Genomic DNA, 23082 nt, shown 5'->3' on the forward strand with positions numbered 1-23082 from the left:
AAAGTAGTCTCCAGGACAGATGAATCACGCCCGCGTCGGGATCACGGGCAGAAGGACAGATGACGGGTGCGACGGGCCGGTGTGGATCGTTACCTTCCCCCCGAAAACTGACCGCGGACGGTCCCGCTCGTTGTCATGAACGAACGCTCCACAGCCTCGCATTTCGTGTGCGGGGTGCAACGCCATCACGGGTGGGCCCGCGTACTCGAAGTCCTTGCCACGGATGCTCAGCGCCAATCGGTAGCCCGGGGGGACGACGATGCTGGTCGGCCAGATCTCCACGTCGACTGGATAAACTTCGCCGGGCACGAGTGGAAGGATCTCGTCGTGCGCATGCCAGGGGCGCCAGGGTTTGGAACGATCCGCGTCCAGCTTCCGGTGCGACGCACGCAGCCACCCTTGCGCGATCGGCGTGTTAGGGTCGTTGGCGCCCTGGAAGGTGACCTCCTTCATGTCGGGCGTGAACAGGCGAACGGTGAGAAAGAGATCCGCGTCGGTGGTCTCGGAAGAAATGTAGAGGCGAGCTGCCAAGGGGCCCGTTACCTCGAGTTCACTGGTCGAGGGCGGCAGCATGAATACCAAGCCCGGCCCAAGGGCCTCGTAGGTGACGGAAGCGTTGTCCACCGGGACGGAGCTGCCAAGGGCCGCCTGCCCCGGCTCCAGGTAATACGGGGTCCATCGCGTGTCCGGAATGGGCCATGCCTGCTCCTTCCGAGCGACGAACCGGTCCACGTGCCGGATGTTCAGATTCACCGGAGGTTCGGCGTCCCAGCCGTTGTCAGCTCCTTTTAGGAAGTGATCAAAGAACCTCTTTTGCAGAGCGACCGAACTGGCGATGTAGAACGAAGACCAGTGATCGCCGCCATGCAGCTCGAGCCACTTCTGCTTCGAGCTCGCTTGCGTGAACCCTTCGATATTGCCTCGCAGATGCAGGCCGAGCCCTCCCCAATTGCCCGCCGAGAGGAGCGGTACGTCAACGCAGTCCCATCGTCCCGACCGCGCCTCGAAATACGAGTCCGGGAGGGGTCGGCTCGTCAGCTCGTGCTCAAGGTCCACTCGGTTAGAGCGAAGAGTCTCGTCATCCAGTGTCTCCGGACCCGCAACCAGCTCACTTGTCACGCGACTGCGCGGCCCGCGGTCACCGGCGCCGTGCTGGACGTTCACGACCTGCGGTCCGTACCAGGACTTCCACAACGCCGTGCAAGGGATGCCACCGTGGCGCACTGCGTCCCGATAGATGTCGGCTGCACCTTCCCAGACACAGATCGCCGACAGCGACGGAGGACGGCGCGATGCAGTGAACCACTGGTTCACGCCGTAGTAGGAGATCCCGTTCATGCCGACCTTGCCGCTGCTCCATGGCTGTGCTGCAGCCCAAGCAATCGACTCGCAAATGTCGCTGATCTCTCGCTCTGACCAGGGATCCAACAATCCGGGGGAGCGACCGGCGCCGCGGCTGTCGATGCGGATGCACACATAACCATCGCACACCCATTTCTCGGGGTCGACCGTCTCCCAGTTCTGGTACCGGCCACTGGATCCCTCTGCCACATCGGGGTGGCTGCGGACCATGCCCTCCCAAGCAGCCGGATAGCCCTCCTGGAAGGCCAGTCCTTTGCCGTAGGGTCCATAGCTCAGCAGTACGGGATAGCGCCCTTCCTCCACCGGACGAAAAACATCGGCACGCAGAACCGTTCCATCATCCATCGTGATGGGGACGTCCCAGTCCACAACGATGGCGTCGATGATCGCGGCAGCTTCAGTCTCTTTCATTGGGTTCATTGCGTCGTCCTTTTTTGTCTTTCCATGCCGGCAAGAATAGGAATTGCATGCCCGCTCGGGAAATACTGTCGTGGCATGGCTGGCATGCCCTGGACAGTGGCGTGTATGCGATGGGCGGAAAGGCAAAAAAAAGCGGGCGACCAAAAGGTCGCCCGCTGTATTCGGACTCGAAACTCTCAAGTCTGGATGTTCAACGACCTGATGAGCGGCCGCCACTGCGCCTCGTCTGCCGCAACCTGACGCGCAAATTCCTGGGGCGTGCTCGGAGTCGGCTCTATCCCCCTCGCAAGCAACTTTGAACGCACGTCCGCGTCGCGCAGATAGTCGCTCGCGCATAGCGCCCATTGATCCAGCACCGAGCGAGGCGTCCCTTTCGGCGCAAACAACCCGAGCCACACCCCGAGTACCAATTTGAGTCCGGTCTCAGTGAGTGTCGGGACATCAGGCAACTGTGACAGGCGCTTGCTGGTTGCCACCGCCAGCGGACGAACCCTTCCAGCGTCGATGAGGCCGCCGGCTGACGCCACACTGTCCGCGAGAAAGTCGATTTCTCCGGCAACCAGCGCCTGCAAGGCCTGCGGTGCTCCCTTGTACGCGACAGGCGTCGCCTTCGCGCCAACGGTCCGCAGGTAGAGCTCGCCGATCAGGTGCGACATCGAGCCGGGCCCGATCGTGCCGTAGTTCAACTTGCCTGGATTTGCCTTGAGCGCTTCGGCAAGCTCCTGCGCCGTGTGGTACTTGGAATTGGCCGGCACAACCAGGAGCCCGTCGATCCGCCCGATTCCCGTGAGCGGCTCAAAGTCGGTTGTCCCGCTATAGGGGGACTTCATGGTGACGGCGGGTCCCGTCACGATCGATGTCGTCGAGCCGTACAGCAGCGTGTAGCCGTCCGGTGCCGCTCGCAGGGCGCGCAGCGTGCCGATAATGCCGCTTGCGCCGGGGCGATAGTCCATGACGAGCGGCTGACCAGTCGCCTTCTGCATCGAGATGCCGATCTCTCGCGCTTCCGCATCCCCCGGCGATCCAGGGGGAAAGGGGAAAATGAGCGTTACCGGACGGTGCGGATAGCCGTTGCCGCCCTGCGCGCGCAGTTGGGTTCCCAGCATCGACGCCAGCGACCCGGCGATCATGTTTCGCCTGTTCATACGACTGTCTCCTCTAGTAGTAATTAGACTGGAGAAGAGGTTAGCAACGAGGCAATGGCGGCGGAAATGCTTTCTCGGCATGGCGACCATGCCGATCCCGGTGTCACGTCAAGGCAGGCGAGCAACGTCCGTCCCTGACGGGATGAACCCCTTCAGTCTGGCAAGTGGCCAGCGACCGCCTGATATCTGCTCATGGGCGACTTGCCGCAGCATGAGTTGCATGCGCTGGCCCGCAACGGACAAACCTTGTTCGCGGCCTTTTATCAGAAGCCAGGAGATCATCACGTCCTTGATGGGTGCCATGGAGATGGCACCACGCTCAAGCAGGTCGCTCCCGGAGCACACCGGCAGGGTCGTGAACCCCAAGCCCGATTCCACCGCCCTCAACACCAGTTGCCGAGTGTTGACCTCCATCGCAATGTTGAGGCGCAAATTCCGTTCGGCCATCGCGCTTTCCACGATCATGCGTCCCACATTCGGGCGGCTCATCGCAACCATTGGCCGATCGACAAGATCTTCCAGGGCCAACGGCTTGTCCATGGAAAGACCTGATTCGGCTGGGCCGATCAGACACATTGGCTCTTCGATGAAAGGGAAGGCCTCAAGACTGGCGAGGGGTTCCCCGGAGGCGACCACTGCCAGGTCGGCCCTGCCCTGTGCGACCATTGACCAGGCGTCGAGGACTCCGCTTGATCCTTCGAATACCCTCAGCAAGACGTTAGGAAAACTGGTCCTGAATCGCTGTACGACCGGAAACGCGAGCAACTCCGACATGGACGGAGGCAGCGCGATCGTGAGCTCACCGCTGGCGTCACCGGACCGATCTCGGACCTCGGAGCGGACCCGATCGAAATGGCGCAGCAGTTCGACGGCACTTCCGCGAAGACATTCCCCAGCCTCCGTAAGCGTGATACCACGTTCGGAACGGTGTAGCAGCGTCGCATCGAGGTCTTCTTCGAGCGAGCGCATCTGACGCGACAGCGCCGGCTGGGCGATGTGCAAGACCTCCGCAGCGCGCGTCACGCTGCCGAGTTCGGCGATTTGGAGAAAGTAGCGCAGTTGCCTAACGTTCATGGCTTCACAAGAGCCGTGCGTCGGTGGTACCGAGGGGCGGCATTGCGCGCTGGCGGCGCAACCTAAGACGGGGGCCGACTGCAGTTTACTCTGCAACAGCTGCAGCGTGCCCAGACCGTCCCCCCGTCAATCAAAGGTTCTGACTGGCGAAGCCATCGGCCGGGGCGCTGGCCAGGAATGCGCGAGCGATGCTGAGCTTTTGGGACCATCACAATTGTCCGCCGCGTGCGCGAGCTTCGAAGAGCGCTCCGATCCTTTCTGAGTCGGCGCACCCGGGGAACAGGCTGCCCCCTCCTCCCCCCTCCTCGCCCGTACCTGAGTCTCAGGAACAAGTCTCGCCGTACGCGCGGTTCAGCCCGCGGATGCGACCGTCGCGAAGCTCCTCGCAAGCTCCGGCATGTTCGTCGCCGTCTTTGACCTCGCTCCGATCGCATGTCGCAACCTGCTCGCGCGCCGATGCCCACGGCGCTGACGGCGGCTACTTCGCGGTGCGCCACGATGACGGCTCTTCGGGAGACGACACCCATAGCCCACCACTGACAGGAGTCCTCACCCTCAATTGTTAAGCTTTGCATATCGTCGACAAGTCTCGGAAGAAGTGCGACCCACGATCTCTTGCCCCGCCCAGCCAGCGCCATGCCCGCCCGCATTCCCCCCCTCCAGATCAGCGCCTACACGGCCACCTCGGCCGTCGGCGTCGGCAAGGAGCCGCTTGCCGAAGCGCTCGAACATTCGCGCAGCGGCCTGCGCGCCAACGACTTCGGCCCCGCGCCGCTGCCGACCTGGATCGGCCGCGTCGACGGCCTCGAAGAGCTCCGCCTGCCCGACGCCCTCGCGCACTGGGACTGCCGCAACAACCGGCTGGCCTGGCTCGGCCTGCAAGCCGACGGCTTCCTCGAGGCCGTGGCCGAGGCGCGCGGGCGCCATGGCGCGGCGCGCATCGCGCTGATCCTCGGCACCTCGACCTCGAGCATCGGTGAGGCCGAGCTTGCTTATACCCAACTCGACGCCAGCGGCGCCTTTCCGACCGCACAGCGACGCCCCAAGGTGCACACGCCGCATTCGCTCGCGATGTTCGTGCAGGAGGTGCTGGGCCTCGAGGGGCCGAGCGAGACCATCTCCACCGCCTGCTCCTCGAGCGCCAAGGTGTTCGCCTCGGCCGAGCGGCTGATCCGCCTGGGCCTGGTCGACGCGGCCGTGGTCGGCGGCGTCGACACGCTGTGCGGCAGCGTGCTGTTCGGCTTCAACTCGCTCGAGCTGGTGTCCGGCGGACCGTGCCGGCCCTTCGATCCGGAGCGCGACGGCATCAGCCTGGGCGAGGCCGCGGGCTTCGCGCTGCTCGAGCGCGCCGACGCGGCTTCCGCCACAGGATTGCAGCTGCTGGGCTACGGCGAGGCCAGCGACGCGCACCACATGTCGACGCCGCACCCCGAGGGCCTGGGCGCCGAGCGCGCGCTCGACGAGGCGCTGGCGCGCGCCGGCCTCGCGCCCGAGGCGATCGACTACATCAACATGCATGGCACCGCGAGCCAGAAGAACGACGAGGTCGAGGGCGCGCTGGTGGCGCGCCGCTTCCCGGCGCGCACGCATGCGAGCTCGACCAAGGGCTTCACGGGCCACACGCTGGGTGCCGCGGGCATCGTCGAGGCGGTGATCAGCCTGCTGGCGATCGAGCGCGGCCTGATGCCGGGCACGGTCAACTCGGCCGCGCTGGACCCGGGCTTCGGCCCGCAGATCCGGCTCGCGCCGGCGCACGGCGAGGTGCGCTACGCGCTCTCCAACTCCTTCGGCTTCGGCGGCAACAACTGCGCACTGGTGTTCGGTAAGGCGGCGCAGGCATGAGCACCGCCCCAGGCCGCCCCAAGCAAGCTCGGACCGCGGTGCGAAGCACGAAGGTACTTCCATGAGCACCACGCCGACGATCTACATCGAGGGCTTGGCCTTCTGGAGCCTCACCCGCTCGGCTGGGAGGCCGCGAGCGGCCTACCGCGGCGAGGGCGTGCTCGCCAGTCCGCCGACGCTGGTGCTCGAGGGGGAGACCACGGCGATCCACGGCTCTGGCTACTAAGCAGACGCTTGCACCTCGGCAATTCATGACATACGCCAGCTAAACTGTATTTAGCCAATTTGGGAATGTTCATGCTCAATGTCACCTCGGCCGAAGCACAAAATCGCTTCGGGCAACTGCTGGGCTCTGCTCAACGCGAGCCCGTCGCCATCACCCAACGCGGCCGTCCCGCGGCTTACATCATTTCTCCTCAAGAGATAAATGAATTGCAGGAAGCTCCCCGTGCACGCGGCGAGGAACGGATCCAGCAACAACGCCATTGGGCCGATGCATGCGCTGACGGCTGGAACGCCGTACAGGCCCAGTGGGGCTCTTTCGCAGACGAACACTCGCCCCTCTGAGGCATGGCGCAGTTCGATCTGCATCGAAACAGCGGCGAACAACAGCGCGCCATCCCCTATGTCTTGGGAAACTACAGATAGGTGTCCACAAGGCCCACCTAGAGCGTTCGCGTGACTCTCAGGGCACCTCGATCAATCGACCGGAGGCCGCGCCCTGCGTCTAGCGCACACCGAACAGACGTGGCGCTCGCAATCAGCGCGAAGCATGGGTACGCCGATCCTGGCGTTCGACACCGTCGGCAAGGACTTGTTCCCGTGACCTAGCGCTGCGCAGCTTGTAGGAAGTCTTCGTCGGAAAGAGTCTCAAACAGCGATCGAGCCGCCATCCACGAAGAGTTCAATGCCGGCAATGTAGCTGCTCTCATTTGATGCAAGGAACAGCACGGCGCGCGCGATCTCGTCTGGCTGACCCAGGCGACCGAGAGGCACGACCTGCTTCAGCATGTCTTCGACGCCCGGTCGCGAATCAAGGTAGCTACGCATCAGGCTGGTCTCAGTGCCGCCCGGCGATACCACGTTGACGCGGATTCCGCGCTCCTTCAGGTCGGCCGTCCAGGTTCGCGCGAACGAACGCACTGCCGCCTTGCTCGCGTTGTAGAGCGTTTGGTCGGGAAAGCCTTTACTGCCGGCGACCGAGCCGTTCAGGATGACTGCGGCGCCAGCGGTCATCAGTGGCAATGCCTTCTGCACGGTAAAAAGCACGCCGCGTACATTCAAGTCGAATAGGCGGTCAAAGCCGGCTTCGTCAATCGTGCCCAGCGGGCGCGGCTCGCCCTCGGCGATGCCAGCGTTGGCAAACACAACATCCAGCTTGCCGCTCTCGCGCTGAATGCGCTCGTAGAGGCGATCGAGGTCGGTGAGGTTCGCGGCATCTCCCTGTACGCCGATAGCACCGTTGCCAATTTCCCGGACGGCGTCGTTGAGTCGCTCCTGTCTGCGTCCGGTGACGTAGACCCGCGCGCCCTCTGCGGCGAAGAGCTTGGCAGTTGCCAGTCCAATGCCTTCGCTGCCACCGGTAATCGCTACAACTTTGTCTACAAATCGCTTGCCCATGCGTACCTCATCTCTAAAGTGGAGTGTTCCTCCACTTATTATATGGAGGAACCATCCACTTTTGAAGCGGAGCTATCATCCACTTGTAACCAAGACCGGATATGAAAGAAAGTCCTGCCACCGATGAGGCGCCACTACGCGCCGATGCAGCGCGCAATCGGGAGCGTATCCTTGCAGCTGCCGAAGAGGTGTTTCTCGAGCGTGGTGCTGATGCCTCGCTCGACGATGTTGCCAAGCGTGCGAAGGTGGGGATCGGGACGCTTTATCGCCGCTTCCCGACGCGCGAGGCCCTGCTTGCCGCACTAAGCGATGAGCGCCTGTTGTCGCTCGCAGCGGCGAGTCGAGCCGCAGACCCTGCGCCCGAACCCACAGCCTCCATACGCGCTTTCGTTCGAGCGCTCGTGATGCATGCCAGCCACTATCACGGACTAGCTGCATCGCTGGGCGCGGTACTTAAAAGCGGCACTCCCGGCTGCAAAGCGGGGAGCGATGAGGGTCTGCGGCTGCTCCAGCGTGCGCAAGAAGCGGGAGCGATTCGCGAGGATCTGTCCCTGGACGATCTGTTGTGCATGGTCACGGCGATCTCTCTTGCTGTCGAGCAGTCCCACAGCGGAAAAGCGCGTATCGCGCACTTGGTAGATCTGTTCTTTGACGGAATTGGGTTGCACCGAGCTGACGATCAACTGCTCCCCGAAAAAGTCGCGAACTAACCGATCCAGTCCTGGACGTGCTCAAAATGGTGAGCACAACCAAATCTTCACGCTGGCGGTAATTCCGGGCGGGCGTTGATTTCGATCGAGTTGGTCGAGTGGCGCTCTAGAAACAATCCCATTGAATCTCGACGGCGCATCATTGCGCCAGCAACTTCTTTTGCCGCGGCTCTTGTATCAGCCAGTCAGCTTCCTTGAATCAACATCCATCGCATGTTCACTTCCTCGTCGTGCAAGGTATGTAGCGGATAAATCTCGAGCCTGCATCCGAGCGCGCGTCTGAGGTGCCCCGTCGGCGCCGAACTCCGCACAGCAACCAGACCATCGCACCAATCGCATCAGCGGAAACGAAGTTGCCCGAGGTCGACCCCAGCCGAGGACATTCCGCGTGAAGGCTTGGCTCAAAGGTTCGAGAGCGATGCCGAGGCATTTTGAGGTGCCGCAGACGGTGAGTACTGCAAGCATGTCTGACGCCCGTAACTCCCGCAGGACCGAACCCTCGACAAAAGACGTGGTGACGTCTGGCCACTCCTTTTCATCGCAAAAGGTACATCATTACATCGACGAAAGTCGCCCTGCGCGGCGCATACAAGAAAAACTACGTGCGGATGCTCGTCCTCAAGCGCAGCTGTTCTGCCGCCCGGTGGAAGCTCCCTTGCTCCTGCACTGCGACAAATGCCCTCAGTACGAAATACTCGGCTTCTCGCATGGCGGGTCCCGCTGATGTGCGGCTGAGCATATCTGAGCGGAGATGAACCACGATCCTTGTGCCCCTTGAAGCCGCTGCCAAGGATATCGTGTCGTAGTTCCCTGGCCCAAGCTGCCCGAAGTACTTGCAGGCCTTACAGCAAGGCTTACAGAGAAGGCATCCAGGGCAACGGCGCCAAAGCCGCGGGATCGATGCCGCACGTCGATCACCGCCGCAAGCCCGCTGCACGACGCCTCGTCCAGCGCGTCCGGCGGATCGCGGTGGCGGTCGACTGGCAGACCCAGGCATCCGAAGTTGCGGGCGATCTCCGCAAAGTCCCGCTGGATGAATTTGGTAGCAGTCCTGCATCCGCTCGCCATCGATCTGCGCCTTGCGCAAGCTCGTGAGTCCTTGCGCGAGGCAACCGTTGTTGTTGCCGACCATGATCGTGTTCAAGGCGCGCGATTTGCTCCTCGAATCGGGGGACGATGCCGAAGGCCTTGGGGTCGAGCGCCCCCTCGAGAGAGCTCTCGGCAAGCCGGCCGACGTCGACCGCGCAGATGGCTGGTGGGCTTCGGCCGGTTCCTGGAGAGCAGGCCGGCAGCTTTCTTCAAAGAGCGCTAGATGACGTCACGCGATGTGGCAAATGGGATTGCCACAGGCTCGCTGGAAGGACGTTCGCCACGCTCAATCGAGCAGTTCTTCCAACAGCCTGGCGCCATCGGTCCCACGCTTGCAACGGCTCCATAGCCGATCGAACAGCTGCACGTGCAGGTCGACAGCCTCCTTCGCGGAAGTGATCATCGCCACGCCCACGTCCAGGTTCGGCAATTCGCCGATCCGAAAGGGACTCGTGCCGAGAACCGCCGCATCGGATTGGTAGAACAGCTGGAATGCCACGTTCGGCACCACGTTTTCAACCAGGCCGATCTGGATGCCCAGCGGTTCCGTGCGCATCAGCCTGGCCAGGTGTTCCACCTGGCGCTGAGCTGCCTGCCTGCGCTTCGCGACCGTGGCAGCCGGCAGTCCAAGGCGCCCGACCAAACCTAGGGTCAGCAGTCGCCGCAGCTCCTCGAGCGAATAGAGACAGGTGATCGACGGCGAGTGCTCGCGGGCCTGGATCCGACGCTGCCCGAGGGTCTCCAGCAGCGCGGTCCCGCGGTCGCTTCGGGCACCAGCGCGCACGCGGCTGACGGGCGCTTCCGCCTCCTCGATCATGAGTGCAAGGTACTCGTCGTACTCCTCGGTGGTCAACAGGTATGACAGCGGACTGAAGAGCGCGACGATGTGACTCGCATTCTTCTCGAGCTGCTGCATGCGTGCCTGGTAGCTCGCGGCGTTCGCGTGGTACTCGGCCCCCGCCCCGAGCAGCGAGGCCAGACTGGTACCGAGGATGGAGGCGATGTTCTGGATCACGTCGATCTTGACGATCTCCCCTTGCTCGATGCGATAGAGCGCGGCACGCGACACCCCCAGTCGCGCAGCGAGCTCGTCTGCGTTGTAACCAGCACCAAGTCGGTAGGCACGCACCCGCGCGCCGATGTCGGCCAAGTCAAAGGCCATACGGCTGCCTCGTTGTTTCAAAAATTAGACATCTGCTCATTATCGACCGTGTCGCTCCCCAGTGCGCGGCGCCTCTGCATCCAGGGGCGGGAGCCACGGCTGACACGCGACTGCCTAGGGATAGCCCTATGTGAGTCCAAAAGGTTTAGAACCAATAATTGGATATTGTCTCAAAATTTAGTCACTCTTGCAGCGGCATCCCCTCTCATGATCGAACACACGACGCCAGCCTCGCCGCGCTGGCGACAACGCCCACCCGGCTCCAACTGGGGCGACTTCGGCCCCGACGACCAGGCGGGCCGGATGAATCTGCTGACGCCGAGCAAGGTCCTCGAGGGCCTGGCGGAGGTGCGCGATGGGCGCACCTTCTGCCTGAGCCTGCCGCTCGATTTCCCCGGCGGCAACGTGCTCAACGAGAAGCGCCGGCCCCCGATCCTGCGTCCCACGCTGCGCAATGGCCGGCCGAACATGAACTACAAGATGTTCACGGAGCTGCTCAACCTGACCGACGTGCTCTGCGACGACCTGGCCGTGCTTTACCTGCAGTACTCCACGCAGTGGGATTCGCTGGCGCATGTCGGCCAGATGTTCGACGCGAACGGAGACGGGGTGCCGGTGCCTGTCTTTTACAACGGCTACCGTGCGCACATCGACATGATCGGCCCGGAAGACCCCGCGGATGCGGGGCCGCCGATCGCGGGCGTGACGCACTCCACTTCGCATGCCAAGGCGCTGGGTATCGAGAACATGGCCGAGCGCTGCGTGCAGGGCCGCGCGGTGATGATCGACCTGCGCGCGCACCTGGGCGACGACCGCGTGAACGTCGGATACGACACCCTCATGCGCATCCTGGATGCCGACCGCGTCGAGGTGGAGAGCGGCGACATGGTGTGCCTGCACACCGGTTACGCGCAGCGCCTGCTCGACATGAACCGGCAGCCGGATGCCACGGTTCTGGACCGCAGTTGCGCGGTGCTGGATGGGCGCGACGAGCGCCTGCTGCAATGGATCACGGACTCGGGCCTGTCCGCCCTGATCGCGGACAACTACGCGGTCGAAGCCCAACCCGCGCGCGCCTTCGACGGATGCTGCGCGGCACTGCCGCTGCACGAGCATTGCCTGTTCAAGCTGGGCGTGCACCTGGGCGAGCTGTGGCACCTCACGCCGTTGGCCGAATGGCTGCGCGCGCGCGGGCGCAACCGCTTTCTGCTGACGGCGCCTCCCTTGCGGCTTCCCGGCGCGGTCGGCTCCCCGGCCACACCGGTCGCCACGGTCTGACGGCCCATGAACTACAAGTTCGACTTCAGCAGCGTCGCGGCATTCTGGCCGGACTTCCTGCACGGCGCCTGGCTCACGATCCAGCTCTCGTTCGCGGCCACGCTGCTAGGCTTCGTGCTCGGCTCGCTGTGCGCGATCGGCCGCCGCAGCCAGCTCGCGTGGCTGCGGCGCACCTGCGGCATCTATGTGGAAGTGATCCGCAACACGCCGCTGCTGGTGCAGGTCTTCCTCTTCTACTTCGGCTTCGCGAGCCTCGGGCTGACGATGCATGCCGCGGTAGCATCGCTGCTGGTCCTCGTGATCAACGTCGGCTCCTACACCACTGAGATCATGCGCGCCGGTTTCGAGTCGGTGCATCCAGGCCAGATCGAGGCCGCCGAATGCCTCGGCCTTTCGCGCATCCAGACCTACTGGTACGTGGTGCTCCAGCCGGCCATGGAGCGCGTCTACCCGGCCCTGACCAGCCAGTTCATCCTGCTCATGCTGGCCACCTCGATCATGTCGCAGATCTCGGCCGAGGAACTCACCGCCGTCGCGAACCGCGTGCAGTCGATGACCTTTCGCGCCTTCGAGACCTACCTCGTGGTCGCCTGCTGCTACCTCCTGCTGTCGCTCGCGATGCGTGCCGGGTTCTGGCTCCTGGGCCTCCTCATCTTCCCTCGTCGACGCAGGCTCGGCACCGCGATTTGAGTCGACCCGATGAACAACGAATTCAACACCAACCACCTGCTCTTCCTGCTCCACGGCGCAGCCTGGACGCTCGGCCTGTCGGCCACCGGCTTCGTGGGCGGCGGTCTGCTCGGGTTCCTCGTGGCCCTGGGCCGCATCGCGCCCAGCCGACTGTGCCGCGGACTCGTGGGCATCTACGTGCAACTGATCCAGGGAACGCCGCTGCTGATCCTGATGTTCCTGGCGTACTTCGGCCTCGGCATCATGGGCTTCGACGTTCCACCTCTCGCGGCCGCCGGCCTGGCGATGACGATCTACACCAGCGCCTACCTCGGGGAGATCTGGCGCGGTGCGCTGCAGTCCGTGCCCCGGACGCAGTGGGAAGCCGCCGAGTGCCTGTCCTTCAGTGCCTCGCAGCGCCTGTTCCTGATCATCGTGCCCCAGGCCCTGCGCATCGCCACGCCGCCAACGGTCGGCTTTCTCGTGCAGATCGTGAAGAACACCTCGCTGGCTTCGGTGGTGGGTTTCATCGAGCTCGCGCGGGCCGGCCAGGTCATCAACAACGCCCTGTTCGAACCCTTCCTGGTGTTCTCGATCATGGCGCTCCTGTACTTCGCGCTGTGCTACCCGCTCTCGCTGTGGGCACACGCGCTCGAAACGCGTCTGCGCGTCGGTCGACGCGCCTCTCCTGGAACCTGAGACATGAACGACAACACAGCACTGGTTCGACTGGACCAGGTTCGGAAAAGCTTCGGCACGGCGAGAGTGCTCGATGGCGTGTCCTTCGACGTGCACCGCGGCCAGGTCGTGGCCATCATCGGCCGCAGCGGCTCCGGCAAGAGCACGGCGCTGCGCTGCATCGACCGCCTCGAGACCATCGATGGCGGCGAGATCACCGTGTGCGGCCAGTCGCTGAGCAGCGCCTCGCTGGACCTGCGCCGCCTACGCCGCGAGGTTGGCATCGTCTTCCAGAGCTACAACCTCTTTCCGCACCTCACGGTGGCCCAGAACGTCTCGCTCGCACTCAGGAAGGTGCGCGGCAAGTCCGCCGCCGAAGCCACCGGCATCACCGATCGCGTGCTGCGCCAGGTCGGCATGCACGACAAGCTGCAGGCCTATCCCGAACAGCTTTCGGGCGGGCAGCAGCAGCGCGTGGCCATCGCCCGGTCCCTGGCGATGGAACCGCAGCTGATGCTCTTCGACGAGGTGACCTCCGCACTGGATCCGCAATTGACGGGCGAGGTGCTGCAGGTCATGGAATCGCTCGCCAGGGGCGGAATGACCATGATCCTCGTGACCCATGAGATGGCATTTGCCGCCAAGGTGGCGGACAAGATCGTCTTCATGCATGCCGGACGGGTGCATGAGATGGGCGGCGCGGACATCCTGGCCGCACCCCGCACACCGGAGCTCGCGCAATTCGTCGGCAACGGACTCTGACCTTCACCGTCCCTCTTTCTTCCCCATCCACATCCACATCAGGAGACATGACCATGATCAAGCCAACCCTCGGGCGCATCGCGCTGGCTTTCTCGCTACTGGCCGCCGCGGGCGCAGCACAGGCCGATCTGCTCGACAACATCAAGCAGGCCAGGAAGCTGCGCGTCGCCATCGAGCTGGCGCTGCCGCCCTACGGCATGACCAACGACAAGATGCAACCCTACGGCTCCGATGTGGAGACCGCGCAGCTCCTGGCGAAGGACCTCGGCGTAGAACTGGAGATCGTTCCGGCCACCGGTCCCACACGCATCCCGTTCCTGCAGACCAACAAGGCGGACCTCGCGATCGCCACGCTGTCGATCAGTCCCGATCGCCAGAAGGTAATCGACTTCTCCGTGCCGTACTCGGTCGTGCAGATCGTGGTTGCCGCGCCCAAGTCGATGAACATCAAGGGTTATGGCGACCTCGTCGGCAAGAAGATCGCCATCACCCGCGGCAACGTGCAGGAGATGGAGCTCGTGCAGAAGGCCGTGGGCGCGCAGATCGTGCGCTACGACGATGACGCGACGCTGGTGACCGCCGGCGTGAGCGGGCAGGCGCCGATCGTTTCCACCGCGACCACCCTGCTGCAGGCGATCCAGACCAAGGCGCCCGGCAGGGAACTCGAAACCAAGTTCGTCGTGAAGGAGTTCAACCTGGGCATCGGCATGCGCAAGGAAGAACCCAAGCTCCTGGCGTGGATCAACGACTGGGTCAAGGCCAACCGCGCCAATGGCAAGCTCAACGAGATCTTCAAGAAGTATCACCACAGCGAACTGCCGCCGCTGCCCGCGCAATGAGCGCCGTTCACGAACTGCGCATCTACCACTGCGCCCAGGGTCGCCTCGCGGCACTGCACCGACGCTTCGAGGAAGCCACGCTGCCGCTGTGGCGCCGCCACGGCATCGAGGCGGTGGGTTTCTGGACCACCGAGGTCGGCCCGAGCAACCAGGCGCTGACGTTCATGATCCGCTGGGACAGCCTGGCCGCGCGCGAACGCATCTGGAGCGCGTTCTCCAACGATGCGGAATGGCTGGCCGCGCGGGAGCGCTTCGAGTCCGAAGGGCCCATCGTCGCGCGGATCGAGAACCAATTGCTCGTTCCCACGCGCTACTCGCCGCTGCAGTGAGGACCAGCGAATGAATGATCGCCATGGCCTCGCGCCGACTGCCTCGTTCTCGGCCGCGCCGCGCGTGATACGACTGCATCCCGAAGACAACGTGGTGGTCGCACTCGACCAGCTGCTGTCGGGCACGCTCGTGCGCGGCGAGAACGTGGTCGTCTCCGGACTGGTTCCACCCGGCCACAAGATGGCAACCCGCGAAATCGCCGTGGGCGAGGTCGTGCGCCGCTATGGCCAGATCATCGGCTTCGCCAGCGTGGCGATCCGCGCGGGCCAGCATGTGCATACGCACAACGTGACGATGGGCGAGTTCAGCCGCGACTACGCGCACGCGGCCGAGACCCGGGCCACCCCGGCCGCCTCGCAGCCAGCCACGTTCCAGGGGATCGTGCGCAAGGACGGGCGCGTCGGCACCCGCAACTACATCGGCATCCTGACGACGGTCAATTGCTCCGCCACGGTTGCGCGGGCCATCGCCGACCGATTTCGCCGCGACATTCATCCGGATGCCCTGGGCGCCTACCCCGACATCGACGGCGTCGTGGCGCTGACCCATGACGCGGGGTGCGCCATCGATGCGAAGGGTGAAGGCCTGCGGATCCTGCAACGCACGTTGGGAGGCTATGCCTGCCACCCTAACTTCGCCGCGGTGGTCGTCGTCGGACTGGGCTGCGAGACCAATCAGATCTCCGGGCTGCTGGCCAGCCAGGGATTGACGCACGACGATCGGGTGCACAGCTACACCATCCAGGACGTGGGCGGGACCACGAACGCCGTCGAGCGCGGCGTGGGTCTGGTGCGCAGCCTCCTGCCGGCGGCCAACGCCGTGCAGCGGCAGAGCGTTCCCGCGAGCCATCTGGTGGTGGGCTTGCAGTGCGGCGGCTCCGACGGTTATTCCGGCATCTCGGCCAATCCGGTGCTGGGTGCCGCCGTGGACCTGCTGGTACGGCACGGCGGCACCGCGATCCTGTCGGAGACGCCGGAGATCTACGGAGCCGAGCACCTGCTCACGCGACGCGCGCGCGCGCCGGACATCGGCCGCAAGCTGGTGGCGCGCATCCAGTGGTGGGAAGAATTCTGCGCGCGCAACGGCGCGGAGATGAACAACAACCCGTCCGCGGGCAACAAGGCCGGCGGGCTCACCACGGTCCTCGAGAAATCGATGGGTGGCATCGCCAAGGGCGGAACGACCTCGCTCAACGAAGTCTACGAATATGCGCAGCCGGTCGCCGCCAAAGGGCTGGTCTTCATGGACACCCCGGGCTACGACCCCGTGTCCGCCACCGGGCAGGTCGCCGGCGGAGCGAACCTGATCTGCTTCACCACCGGCCGCGGCTCGGCCTACGGTTGCGCGCCATCGCCGTCGATCAAGCTCGCGACCAACACCGCCCTGTGGGAACGGCAGGCCGACGACATGGACCTGAACTGCGGAACCGTGCTGTCCGGCGAGCGCTCGATCGCCGAGCTCGGCGAGGAGCTGTTTCGCATGATGCTGTCGGTTGCCTCCGGGGAGCGCTCGCGCAGCGAGCAGCACGGCTATGGGCAGAACGAATTCGTGCCCTGGCAGATCAGCGTGGTCACCTAGGCGCCGGCTGCATTCCCTTCTTCAGCCATCTTTCCCGAATTTTCCGAATACCGATCGAATGGAACGGCATGACGCTTGATCCTGTTTCCTCCCCGCCCCTGACACTTGCCGCCTCCGCGGTGCTGCCGGACGACGGCTACGCGGGCACCCTGGTCGGACGCGCCTGGCTGACCGGCGAGGTGCCCGGTCCCGCGGTGGTCGCGATCCGCGCTGACGGGGTCTATGACCTGTCGAGCGCCTTCCCGACGATGTCCACCTTGCTCGATGCCGACGACCCGGCACGGCGGGTGCGCGAGACCGCCGGATCGCGCATGGGAAGCCTCGAGGAACTGCTGTCGAACAGCGTCCACCCTGGATGCGACATGCGCCGCCCCTACCTTCTGGCGCCATGCGACCTGCAGGTCATCAAGGCCGCGGGCGTGACGTTCGCGGCCAGCCTGATCGAGCGCGTGATCGAGGAGCAGGCCGGGGGCGATCCATCGCGCGCGGAAGAGGCCCGCGCGCAGGTGCGCGAGACCGTGGGCGACGACCTGTCGCTCATCAAGCCCGGCTCCGAGGAGGCCATGGCGCTCAAGCGCCTGCTGCAGGAACGTGGCGTGTGGTCGCAATACCTCGAGGTCGGCATCGGCCCGGACGCCGAGGTGTTCACCAAGGCGCCGGTACTGTCCGCCGTCGGCACGGGCCAGGAGATCGGCATCCGCAGCGACTCGGCCTGGAACAACCCGGAGCCTGAAGTCGTGCTGGCGGTCAGCAGCGAGGGGGCGATCGTTGGCGCCACGCTCGGAAACGACGTCAACCTGCGCGACATCGAAGGCCGCAGCGCCCTCCTGCTGGGCAAGGCCAAGGACAACAACGCCTCGTGCGCGATCGGCCCGTTCATCCGGCTCTTCGACGCCTCCTTCGGGCTGGATGCCGTTCGCGGCGAAACGGTGCATCTGACCGTGCGAGGGCCCGAGGGTTTCGAGCTGGCGGGCATCAGCTCGATGTCGCAGATCAGCCGGGATCCGCTGGACCTGGTGGCGCAGACCATGGCGGCTCACCAGTATCCCGATGGCTTCATGCTTTTTCTCGGCACCTTGTTCGCACCCATCCAGGATCGCTCGCAGCCGGGCAGCGGCTTCACCCACCGTGTCGGCGACGTGGTGAGCATTCGCAGCGCGCGACTGGGCGAATTGCGCAATCGCGTCGCTCACAGCGAGGACGCGGCGCCATGGCGGTTCGGCCTGCGCGCCTTCATCGCCAACCTCGCGCGCCGCGGACTCCTCGCCAACGACCTCTGAAGAAACGAAGAAGCATGCAGAACCACGACAACCTGATCGGCGGCGAATGGCGCGCCGGCGCGAGCTACAGCCCCAACGTCAACCCCAGCAACCTCGGCGACGTGCTGGGCCACTACACGCAAGGCGACGCGAGCCATGTCGAAGCGGCCGTGGCCGCCGCCACCGCGGCCTTCCCGGCCTGGGCCACGGGCAGCGTGCAGGCACGCTCCGACGCGCTCGACAAGATCGGCAGCGAGATCCTCGCGCGCAAGGAGGAACTCGGCACGCTGCTCGCGCGCGAGGAAGGCAAGACCAGGGCCGAAGGCATCGGCGAAGCCACGCGCGCGGGCCAGATCTTCAAGTTCTTCGCGGGCGAGTGCCTGCGCCTGTCGGGCGAGCTGCTGCCCTCGGTGCGGCCCAACATCGGCGTGGAGATCACGCGCGAACCCTTGGGCGTGGTCGGCCTGATCACGCCGTGGAACTTCCCGATCGCCATTCCCGCCTGGAAGATCGCGCCCGCGCTGGCCTTCGGTAATTGCGTGGTGCTCAAGCCCGCCGACCTGGTGCCGGGCTGCGCCTGGGCGCTGGCCGAGATCATCAGCCGCTCCGGCATTCCGGCCGGCGTGTTCAACCTCGTGATGGGCCGCGGCAGCGTGATCGGCGATGCGCTGGTCAGCCACCCGGGCATCCATGCGATCAGCTTCACCGGCTCGGTGGGCGTGGGCCGCAACATCGCGGTGCAGTGCGTGAAGAACGGCAAGAAGGTGCAGCTCGAGATGGGCGGCAAGAACCCGCAGGTGGTGCTCGACGACGCCGACCTCGCGCAGGCGGTGGAGCTGAGCACGCAGAGCGCCTTCTATTCGACCGGCCAGCGCTGCACGGCCTCGAGCCGGCTGATCGTCACCGAAGGCATCTACCCGAAGTTCATCGCGGCGATGAAGGAACGCATGGCCAAGATCAAGGTCGGCGACGCGCTCGCGCAGGGCACCGACGTGGGCCCGGTGTCCTCGAAGTCGCAGCTCGAGCAGGACCTGGAGTACGTCGACATCGGCAAGGCCGAGGGCGCGGTGCTGGCCGCCGGCGGCGAACGGCTGAAGCTCGAGACCGACGGCTACTACATGTCGCCCGCGCTGTTCAGCGAATCGGCCGCGGCCATGCGCATCAACAAGGAAGAGATCTTCGGCCCGGTCGCGAGCGTGATCCGCGTGAAGAACTACGAGGAGGCGCTGGCCACGGCCAACGACACCGAGTTCGGCCTGTCGGCCGGCATCGCGACCACGTCGCTCAAGTACGCCACGCACTTCAAGCGCCACAGCCAGGCCGGCATGGTGATGGTGAACCTGCCGACCGCGGGCGTGGACTACCACGTGCCCTTCGGCGGGCGCAAGGGTTCGAGCTACGGTCCGCGCGAGCAGGGGCGCTATGCGCAGGAGTTCTTCACCACGGTGAAGACGGCCTACACGCTGGCCTGAAGAGCCAGGAAGCCGCGAGTCGAAGTCGCTGTGGCGCGAGTGCGCGAGACCGCCGACCGCGCACCCGAGCGTCGATCTGCTCGCGGGAATGGCCCAGGCATGTCCCTCAGCGCGTCGACCTGAAAAGCACGCCGCTGCGCGGCATATTGTCGACGGCCCGCCCCAGGCCCTCCAATCGGGTCGTGAGCCCCTCGGGTCCTCGCGTCAACGTGAACAGGCGCTCGCCGACCTGATGGCGCCCCAGCGCGTTGCCGGGAGCGAACTTGTAGAACTTGATCGCGAGCGACTGTCCCTCGGGAGTCGCCGTGCAAATGATGCGTCGATGGGTCTGGTAGCCATCGCCGTTGAGCGCGCAACTCGTCGCGCCCGCGGAAGGCCCGAGCACCAGGGTGTGTTCGATGAACGCGGCCACGCCCTCGGAGGGCGCCGAGCCGCCGATGCGGCCGACCGACTCTTCCCAGACGTAGCGGCCGTGCCATGCGGAAGAAGACGCGGTGGACGGAACAGGACGCGCAGCGGCTGCGCCCGCCCCCGAGGGAGCCGACGCGAGAGCCAGCGGAGTCACCGCGAAATCGCTGCCTCCGCGCTGCGCGGGCCACATGCCGATCTGGAACAGCTGGCGCTCGCCGCAGGCGTTCACGCTCCAGCGTTCGAAGTGGCCCCCACGCGAGTTGGCAGACACGGCGGGCTGCACCGGCACATAGCCGCGCGGCATCACCTCCATGCGCACCTCGGACAGCGTTTGGCAACCCTTGACCGTACGAACATGGCCTGCGATGCGGTTGAGGATGTCCGTCGCCAGTCTGGAGCTGGCGAGCGTGCGCCCCGATGAGGCAACCTGGGTCGTCCCTGGAGAGGGTTGGCTGGACGCCGGGGGCTGCTGGGCATGAGCCGCCGCGTTCCAGACAATGAGCGCGCCGGCCCCGACGGTACCGGCAACAAGGCGAGCAAGGTTCATCGTCGACTCCCTCCAATTCGAATGATCTCGTGGCCCGGGATCGGGCTGCCAAAGATTGCAGGCCCTCGGCACGGGCGCGATGTCTGCATCGAGCGCAACGCTCTGTCGGCGATTTGCCTGGAGGGGCCGTGTGCGGATTCCCGGCCACCCCATGCCCGCCGCGGCTGGACTTCCAGCCGAAAAACCGCGGGAAAACCTGGGGGCGAGCCAGAAAACCCCATTCATTTCAACGACTTGCACCGCAAGGCCGGCGTGGCACACGCGTTGCTATTCCAGAGCGCATCCCCAAGACAGAGGACGGAGACAACCATGCGCCACATCCCCTTACACAGCCCTTCCACGCGGCCTCCCGCTTCGTTGCCTGAGCGCCCGCGTCCACACCCGCCTCTGCCCCTGCCCTGACATGCGCCGCAAGGCCAACGACCCCGCTTCGCCGGGTCGCGCCGCCGCATGTCCATCCCATGGCGGGCGCGCCCGGCCACCCGCTTCCCGCTTTCCTTCCCTGCAACCAGAACCACAACGGAGACCGAGAGAATGACCGCAAGACCCGAGATCGAGACCCGCTTCGCCAAGGCGAAGGCACCACTGCGCATCAGCACCCTGCTGGCCGCCCTGATCCTTGCCGCCTGCGGCGGCGGAAGCGACGGGGGCGGTGGATTCATACCGCCCATCGCCGGCGGCGGTGGTGGCGGCAATCCCACGGACCCCGACAACCCCGATCCGGCCACGCCACCGGCAGGGGCAACGCTGAAGGTCGGTGTGCTGTCGTCGCCGCCTCAGCTGGTGACCGGAGACGACGCACTCGTCGAGCTCGAGTTGTTGAGCGAGCAGTCGCCCGGCAGCCTGTCGGTGACGGTCGACGGGCGTGATGTCACGGCCGCCTTCGCGCCCAATCCCGCGAACGGAAGGCTGGTGGGCAAGGTCACGGGACTGAAGACCGGTGCCAACGAGCTGGTCGCGAGCTACGGCGGCTACAAGGCAACGCTCGCATTGACGGCCTATCCGATCACCGGCCCCGTGATCTCGGGGCCGCACGAGGAGCCCTTCGTGTGTGGCTACGAGACCTTCACGCGCATGGGCGGCCAGAAGCTCAAGTCGCTCGACGACGGCAAGTGCTCGGTCGAGACGCGCGTGGACTACTACTACCGGACCACCGCGGGCACCAACACGCGCTTCGAGCCCGGCAGCCTGAGTGCCTATCCGGCCAACATCGCCTACCTCGCCATCGACGGCAAGCAGGTGCCGTACGTGATCCGGCTGGAGAGCGGCACCATCAACCGCGGCCTTTACCAGTCGGCGATCCTGCACGACGTGCTCAATGAGCCGCCCCCGTCTCCGACCTACCGTACCGCGGGCTGGAAGGGCGGACTGATCTATCCGCTCGGCGGCGGCTGCCAGGGCGGCTGGTTCCAGCAAGGCAACGACTTCGCCACGCTGATCAATCCGACCTACCAAAGCCGCGGGCTCGCGGTGACCACCTCCACGCTGAACGTCTTCGGCACGAACTGCAACGACCAGCTGTCGTCCGAGACCATCGCCATGGTCAAGGAGCGGTTCATCGAAAACTTCGGCACGCCCACCTACACCATCGGCACCGGTGGCTCGGGCGGCTCCTACCAGAGCCACCAGACCAGCGACAACTACCCCGGCCTCTTCGACGGCGTGGTGGTGAGCCAGGTGTTCGCCGACGTGACCTCTTCCACGATCTTCAAGTTGCACGACTCGCGCGTGCTCAACAACTACTTCAACGACCCGGCCACCGCGGCGCTGAACTATACCGCGGCCGAAAAGCAGGCGATCTCGGGCTACCTGCAGATCGGCAACATCTCCAACATGAGCGGACAGGCCGGGCGGCTCGATCCCACCGTGTCCTTCCCCGCTGGCGTGCCGGTGGAGAAGCGCTACAACGCCGCGACGAACCCGACGGGTGCGCGCGCCACGGTGTTCGACCACACGGTGAACGTCTACGGCAAGACCGCCGAAGGCTTCGCGCTGCGCCCGATCGACAACGTGGGCATCCAGTACGGCCTGAACGCGCTCAACGAGGGCAAGCTCGGCATCGACAAATTCATCGATCTCAACGAGCGCGCTGGCGGCGTGGACCGCGACATGAATCGCACCACGAAGCGCACCGTGGGCGACCTCGATGCGCTGACCCGTGCCTACCAGTCGGGGCGCATCGTCAATGGCGCGGGGGGACTGGCCTCCACCGCGATCATCGACCTGCGCGACTACAACGACGGCACGGTGGGCGGAGACATCCACACCAAGATCCACTCGTTCTCGATGCGGGAGCGGCTGCGCCGTGCCAACGGCAACATCGACAACCACGTGATGTGGACCAAGGGCGCGAGCAGCGCCGAGGCCTTCGATGCGATGGACGTCTGGCTGCGCGCCAGCAAGGCAGACCGCTCCGACCGTCCGCTTGCACAGAAGATCGCCGCCGCACGGCCGGCCGACCTGAAGGACGCGTGCTGGAACAACGGCCTGAAGTACACGGAAGAGCAGACCGCCTTCGGCGCGAGCGCGTGCAACACCTTCTATCCGGCCGGCACGACGCCGCGCATGGCCGCCGGCGGCCCGTTGACCGACGACATCGCCAAGTGCCAGCTCAAGCCGCTGAACCCCTCGGACTACCGCGTGTTCTTCACGCCCACGCAATGGGCCCGTCTGACTGCCGCCTTCCCCGATGGCGTGTGCGACTGGACCAAGCCCGGCGTGGGCCAGCAACCCTTGAGTGGCACCTGGCTGTCCTTCGGCCCCTCGCCGTTGAACCTGCTGTTCGACGTCACCAAGCAGATCACGCCGTCGATGCTCTGACATCGCCGACCTGAC

The 23082-nt window shown here is 65.2% G+C and carries 20 protein-coding genes; 14 read left to right on the forward strand and 6 right to left on the reverse strand.

Going from position 1 to position 23082, the window contains the following annotated elements:
• Positions 1-24 precede the first annotated feature (24 nt).
• The 3 genes from ACEN9J_RS37215 to ACEN9J_RS37225 form a co-directional block, all read right to left on the reverse strand.
• The gene (locus ACEN9J_RS37215; protein ID WP_261206564.1) at positions 25-1782 is read right to left on the reverse strand and encodes a CocE/NonD family hydrolase; all 1758 of its coding nucleotides are present in this window, start codon (positions 1780-1782) and stop codon (positions 25-27) included.
• Positions 1783-1958: 176 nt separating this feature from the next.
• Positions 1959-2927, reverse strand: a complete 969-nt coding sequence (locus ACEN9J_RS37220) for a Bug family tripartite tricarboxylate transporter substrate binding protein (protein WP_413764895.1) — start codon at positions 2925-2927, stop codon at positions 1959-1961.
• A 108-nt stretch (positions 2928-3035) separates the two neighbouring features.
• Entirely contained in the window at positions 3036-4001 is a 966-nt protein-coding gene (locus tag ACEN9J_RS37225; protein ID WP_203206421.1) for a LysR family transcriptional regulator, read from the reverse strand.
• Between the two features lie 636 nt (positions 4002-4637).
• On the opposite strand from ACEN9J_RS37225, the gene ACEN9J_RS37230 reads away from it, so the two are divergent.
• From ACEN9J_RS37230 to ACEN9J_RS37240, 3 genes are all read left to right on the forward strand, one after another.
• Positions 4638-5843 carry a beta-ketoacyl-[acyl-carrier-protein] synthase family protein gene (locus tag ACEN9J_RS37230; protein WP_413764896.1) on the forward strand — a complete coding sequence of 402 codons (1206 nt, stop codon included), beginning with the start codon at positions 4638-4640 and terminating at the stop codon, positions 5841-5843.
• A 61-nt stretch (positions 5844-5904) separates the two neighbouring features.
• Entirely contained in the window at positions 5905-6069 is a 165-nt protein-coding gene (locus ACEN9J_RS37235) for a hypothetical protein (RefSeq protein WP_203206419.1), read from the forward strand.
• A 71-nt stretch (positions 6070-6140) separates the two neighbouring features.
• Positions 6141-6410 carry a type II toxin-antitoxin system Phd/YefM family antitoxin gene (locus ACEN9J_RS37240; RefSeq protein WP_203206418.1) on the forward strand — a complete coding sequence of 90 codons (270 nt, stop codon included), beginning with the start codon at positions 6141-6143 and terminating at the stop codon, positions 6408-6410.
• A 303-nt stretch (positions 6411-6713) separates the two neighbouring features.
• Here the strand turns inward: ACEN9J_RS37240 and ACEN9J_RS37245 are convergent, their stop codons facing one another.
• Positions 6714-7463, reverse strand: coding sequence for a glucose 1-dehydrogenase (locus ACEN9J_RS37245; protein WP_261215279.1), 750 nt, complete (start codon positions 7461-7463; stop codon positions 6714-6716).
• A 101-nt stretch (positions 7464-7564) separates the two neighbouring features.
• On the opposite strand from ACEN9J_RS37245, the gene ACEN9J_RS37250 reads away from it, so the two are divergent.
• On the forward strand, positions 7565-8173 hold the full coding sequence (locus ACEN9J_RS37250; RefSeq protein WP_203206416.1) for a TetR/AcrR family transcriptional regulator: 609 nt from the start codon (positions 7565-7567) through the stop codon (positions 8171-8173).
• Positions 8174-9548: 1375 nt separating this feature from the next.
• Here ACEN9J_RS37250 and ACEN9J_RS37255 read toward each other — a convergent pair.
• Entirely contained in the window at positions 9549-10424 is an 876-nt protein-coding gene (locus ACEN9J_RS37255) for a helix-turn-helix domain-containing protein (RefSeq protein ID WP_413764897.1), read from the reverse strand.
• Positions 10425-10631: 207 nt separating this feature from the next.
• Here ACEN9J_RS37255 and ACEN9J_RS37260 point away from each other — a divergent pair, with 207 nt between their 5' ends.
• The 9 genes from ACEN9J_RS37260 to ACEN9J_RS37300 all read left to right on the forward strand — a co-directional run bounded on the left by ACEN9J_RS37260 (position 10632) and on the right by ACEN9J_RS37300 (position 19289).
• A complete protein-coding gene (locus tag ACEN9J_RS37260; RefSeq protein ID WP_296742506.1) occupies positions 10632-11702 on the forward strand; it encodes a cyclase family protein in 1071 nt (356 codons plus the stop codon).
• Positions 11703-11708: 6 nt separating this feature from the next.
• Positions 11709-12392 (forward strand): amino acid ABC transporter permease, encoded by a 684-nt coding sequence (locus tag ACEN9J_RS37265; protein ID WP_057595192.1) that lies wholly within the window; start codon positions 11709-11711, stop codon positions 12390-12392.
• A gap of 9 nt (positions 12393-12401) precedes the next feature.
• On the forward strand, positions 12402-13070 hold the full coding sequence (locus ACEN9J_RS37270; protein ID WP_057595190.1) for an amino acid ABC transporter permease: 669 nt from the start codon (positions 12402-12404) through the stop codon (positions 13068-13070).
• 3 nt (positions 13071-13073) lie between these two features.
• Entirely contained in the window at positions 13074-13811 is a 738-nt protein-coding gene (locus tag ACEN9J_RS37275; RefSeq protein ID WP_057595189.1) for an amino acid ABC transporter ATP-binding protein, read from the forward strand.
• Positions 13812-13864: 53 nt separating this feature from the next.
• Positions 13865-14650: a transporter substrate-binding domain-containing protein gene (locus ACEN9J_RS37280; RefSeq protein WP_057595234.1), complete on the forward strand. Its 786-nt coding sequence runs from the start codon at positions 13865-13867 to the stop codon at positions 14648-14650.
• Positions 14647-14979: an NIPSNAP family protein gene (locus tag ACEN9J_RS37285; RefSeq protein WP_203206412.1), complete on the forward strand. Its 333-nt coding sequence runs from the start codon at positions 14647-14649 to the stop codon at positions 14977-14979. The genes ACEN9J_RS37280 and ACEN9J_RS37285 overlap by 4 nt, the downstream gene beginning before the upstream one ends.
• 10 nt (positions 14980-14989) lie before the next feature.
• Positions 14990-16558, forward strand: a complete 1569-nt coding sequence (locus ACEN9J_RS37290; RefSeq protein WP_413764898.1) for a UxaA family hydrolase — start codon at positions 14990-14992, stop codon at positions 16556-16558.
• A gap of 68 nt (positions 16559-16626) precedes the next feature.
• Complete coding sequence (locus ACEN9J_RS37295; protein ID WP_261215269.1) at positions 16627-17838, forward strand: fumarylacetoacetate hydrolase family protein; 1212 nt, start codon at positions 16627-16629, stop codon at positions 17836-17838.
• A 14-nt stretch (positions 17839-17852) separates the two neighbouring features.
• Positions 17853-19289 carry an aldehyde dehydrogenase family protein gene (locus tag ACEN9J_RS37300; protein ID WP_413764899.1) on the forward strand — a complete coding sequence of 479 codons (1437 nt, stop codon included), beginning with the start codon at positions 17853-17855 and terminating at the stop codon, positions 19287-19289.
• 106 nt (positions 19290-19395) lie between these two features.
• Here ACEN9J_RS37300 and ACEN9J_RS37305 read toward each other — a convergent pair whose 3' ends face one another.
• Complete coding sequence (locus ACEN9J_RS37305) at positions 19396-20247, reverse strand: DUF5991 domain-containing protein (protein ID WP_296732736.1); 852 nt, start codon at positions 20245-20247, stop codon at positions 19396-19398.
• 534 nt (positions 20248-20781) lie between these two features.
• On the opposite strand from ACEN9J_RS37305, the gene ACEN9J_RS37310 reads away from it, so the two are divergent.
• A complete protein-coding gene (locus tag ACEN9J_RS37310) occupies positions 20782-23067 on the forward strand; it encodes a DUF6351 family protein (RefSeq protein ID WP_413764900.1) in 2286 nt (761 codons plus the stop codon).
• Positions 23068-23082: the final 15 nt, after the last annotated feature.

It is taken from the genome of Variovorax sp. Varisp41, from assembly GCF_047325085.1.
In the GTDB taxonomy this organism is placed as follows: domain Bacteria; phylum Pseudomonadota; class Gammaproteobacteria; order Burkholderiales; family Burkholderiaceae_C; genus Variovorax.

Bases quoted from the DNA above. Each gene is read 5' to 3' on its own strand.
- ACEN9J_RS37265 (WP_057595192.1), top strand. From the start codon at position 11,709: ATGAACTACAAGTTCGACTTCAGCAGCGTCGCGGCATTCTGGCCGGAC.
- ACEN9J_RS37225 (WP_203206421.1), bottom strand. From the start codon at position 4,001: ATGAACGTTAGGCAACTGCGCTACTTTCTCCAAATCGCCGAACTCGGC.
- ACEN9J_RS37250 (WP_203206416.1), top strand. From the start codon at position 7,565: ATGAAAGAAAGTCCTGCCACCGATGAGGCGCCACTACGCGCCGATGCA.
- ACEN9J_RS37280 (WP_057595234.1), top strand. From the start codon at position 13,865: ATGATCAAGCCAACCCTCGGGCGCATCGCGCTGGCTTTCTCGCTACTG.
- ACEN9J_RS37275 (WP_057595189.1), top strand. From the start codon at position 13,074: ATGAACGACAACACAGCACTGGTTCGACTGGACCAGGTTCGGAAAAGC.
- ACEN9J_RS37245 (WP_261215279.1), bottom strand. From the start codon at position 7,463: ATGGGCAAGCGATTTGTAGACAAAGTTGTAGCGATTACCGGTGGCAGC.
- ACEN9J_RS37255 (WP_413764897.1), bottom strand. From the start codon at position 10,424: ATGGCCTTTGACTTGGCCGACATCGGCGCGCGGGTGCGTGCCTACCGA.
- ACEN9J_RS37260 (WP_296742506.1), top strand. From the start codon at position 10,632: ATGATCGAACACACGACGCCAGCCTCGCCGCGCTGGCGACAACGCCCA.
- ACEN9J_RS37270 (WP_057595190.1), top strand. From the start codon at position 12,402: ATGAACAACGAATTCAACACCAACCACCTGCTCTTCCTGCTCCACGGC.
- ACEN9J_RS37290 (WP_413764898.1), top strand. From the start codon at position 14,990: ATGAATGATCGCCATGGCCTCGCGCCGACTGCCTCGTTCTCGGCCGCG.
- ACEN9J_RS37235 (WP_203206419.1), top strand. From the start codon at position 5,905: ATGAGCACCACGCCGACGATCTACATCGAGGGCTTGGCCTTCTGGAGC.
- ACEN9J_RS37215 (WP_261206564.1), bottom strand. From the start codon at position 1,782: ATGAACCCAATGAAAGAGACTGAAGCTGCCGCGATCATCGACGCCATC.
- ACEN9J_RS37300 (WP_413764899.1), top strand. From the start codon at position 17,853: ATGCAGAACCACGACAACCTGATCGGCGGCGAATGGCGCGCCGGCGCG.
- ACEN9J_RS37240 (WP_203206418.1), top strand. From the start codon at position 6,141: ATGCTCAATGTCACCTCGGCCGAAGCACAAAATCGCTTCGGGCAACTG.
- ACEN9J_RS37305 (WP_296732736.1), bottom strand. From the start codon at position 20,247: ATGAACCTTGCTCGCCTTGTTGCCGGTACCGTCGGGGCCGGCGCGCTC.
- ACEN9J_RS37220 (WP_413764895.1), bottom strand. From the start codon at position 2,927: ATGAACAGGCGAAACATGATCGCCGGGTCGCTGGCGTCGATGCTGGGA.
- ACEN9J_RS37295 (WP_261215269.1), top strand. From the start codon at position 16,627: ATGACGCTTGATCCTGTTTCCTCCCCGCCCCTGACACTTGCCGCCTCC.
- ACEN9J_RS37230 (WP_413764896.1), top strand. From the start codon at position 4,638: ATGCCCGCCCGCATTCCCCCCCTCCAGATCAGCGCCTACACGGCCACC.
- ACEN9J_RS37285 (WP_203206412.1), top strand. From the start codon at position 14,647: ATGAGCGCCGTTCACGAACTGCGCATCTACCACTGCGCCCAGGGTCGC.
- ACEN9J_RS37310 (WP_413764900.1), top strand. From the start codon at position 20,782: ATGACCGCAAGACCCGAGATCGAGACCCGCTTCGCCAAGGCGAAGGCA.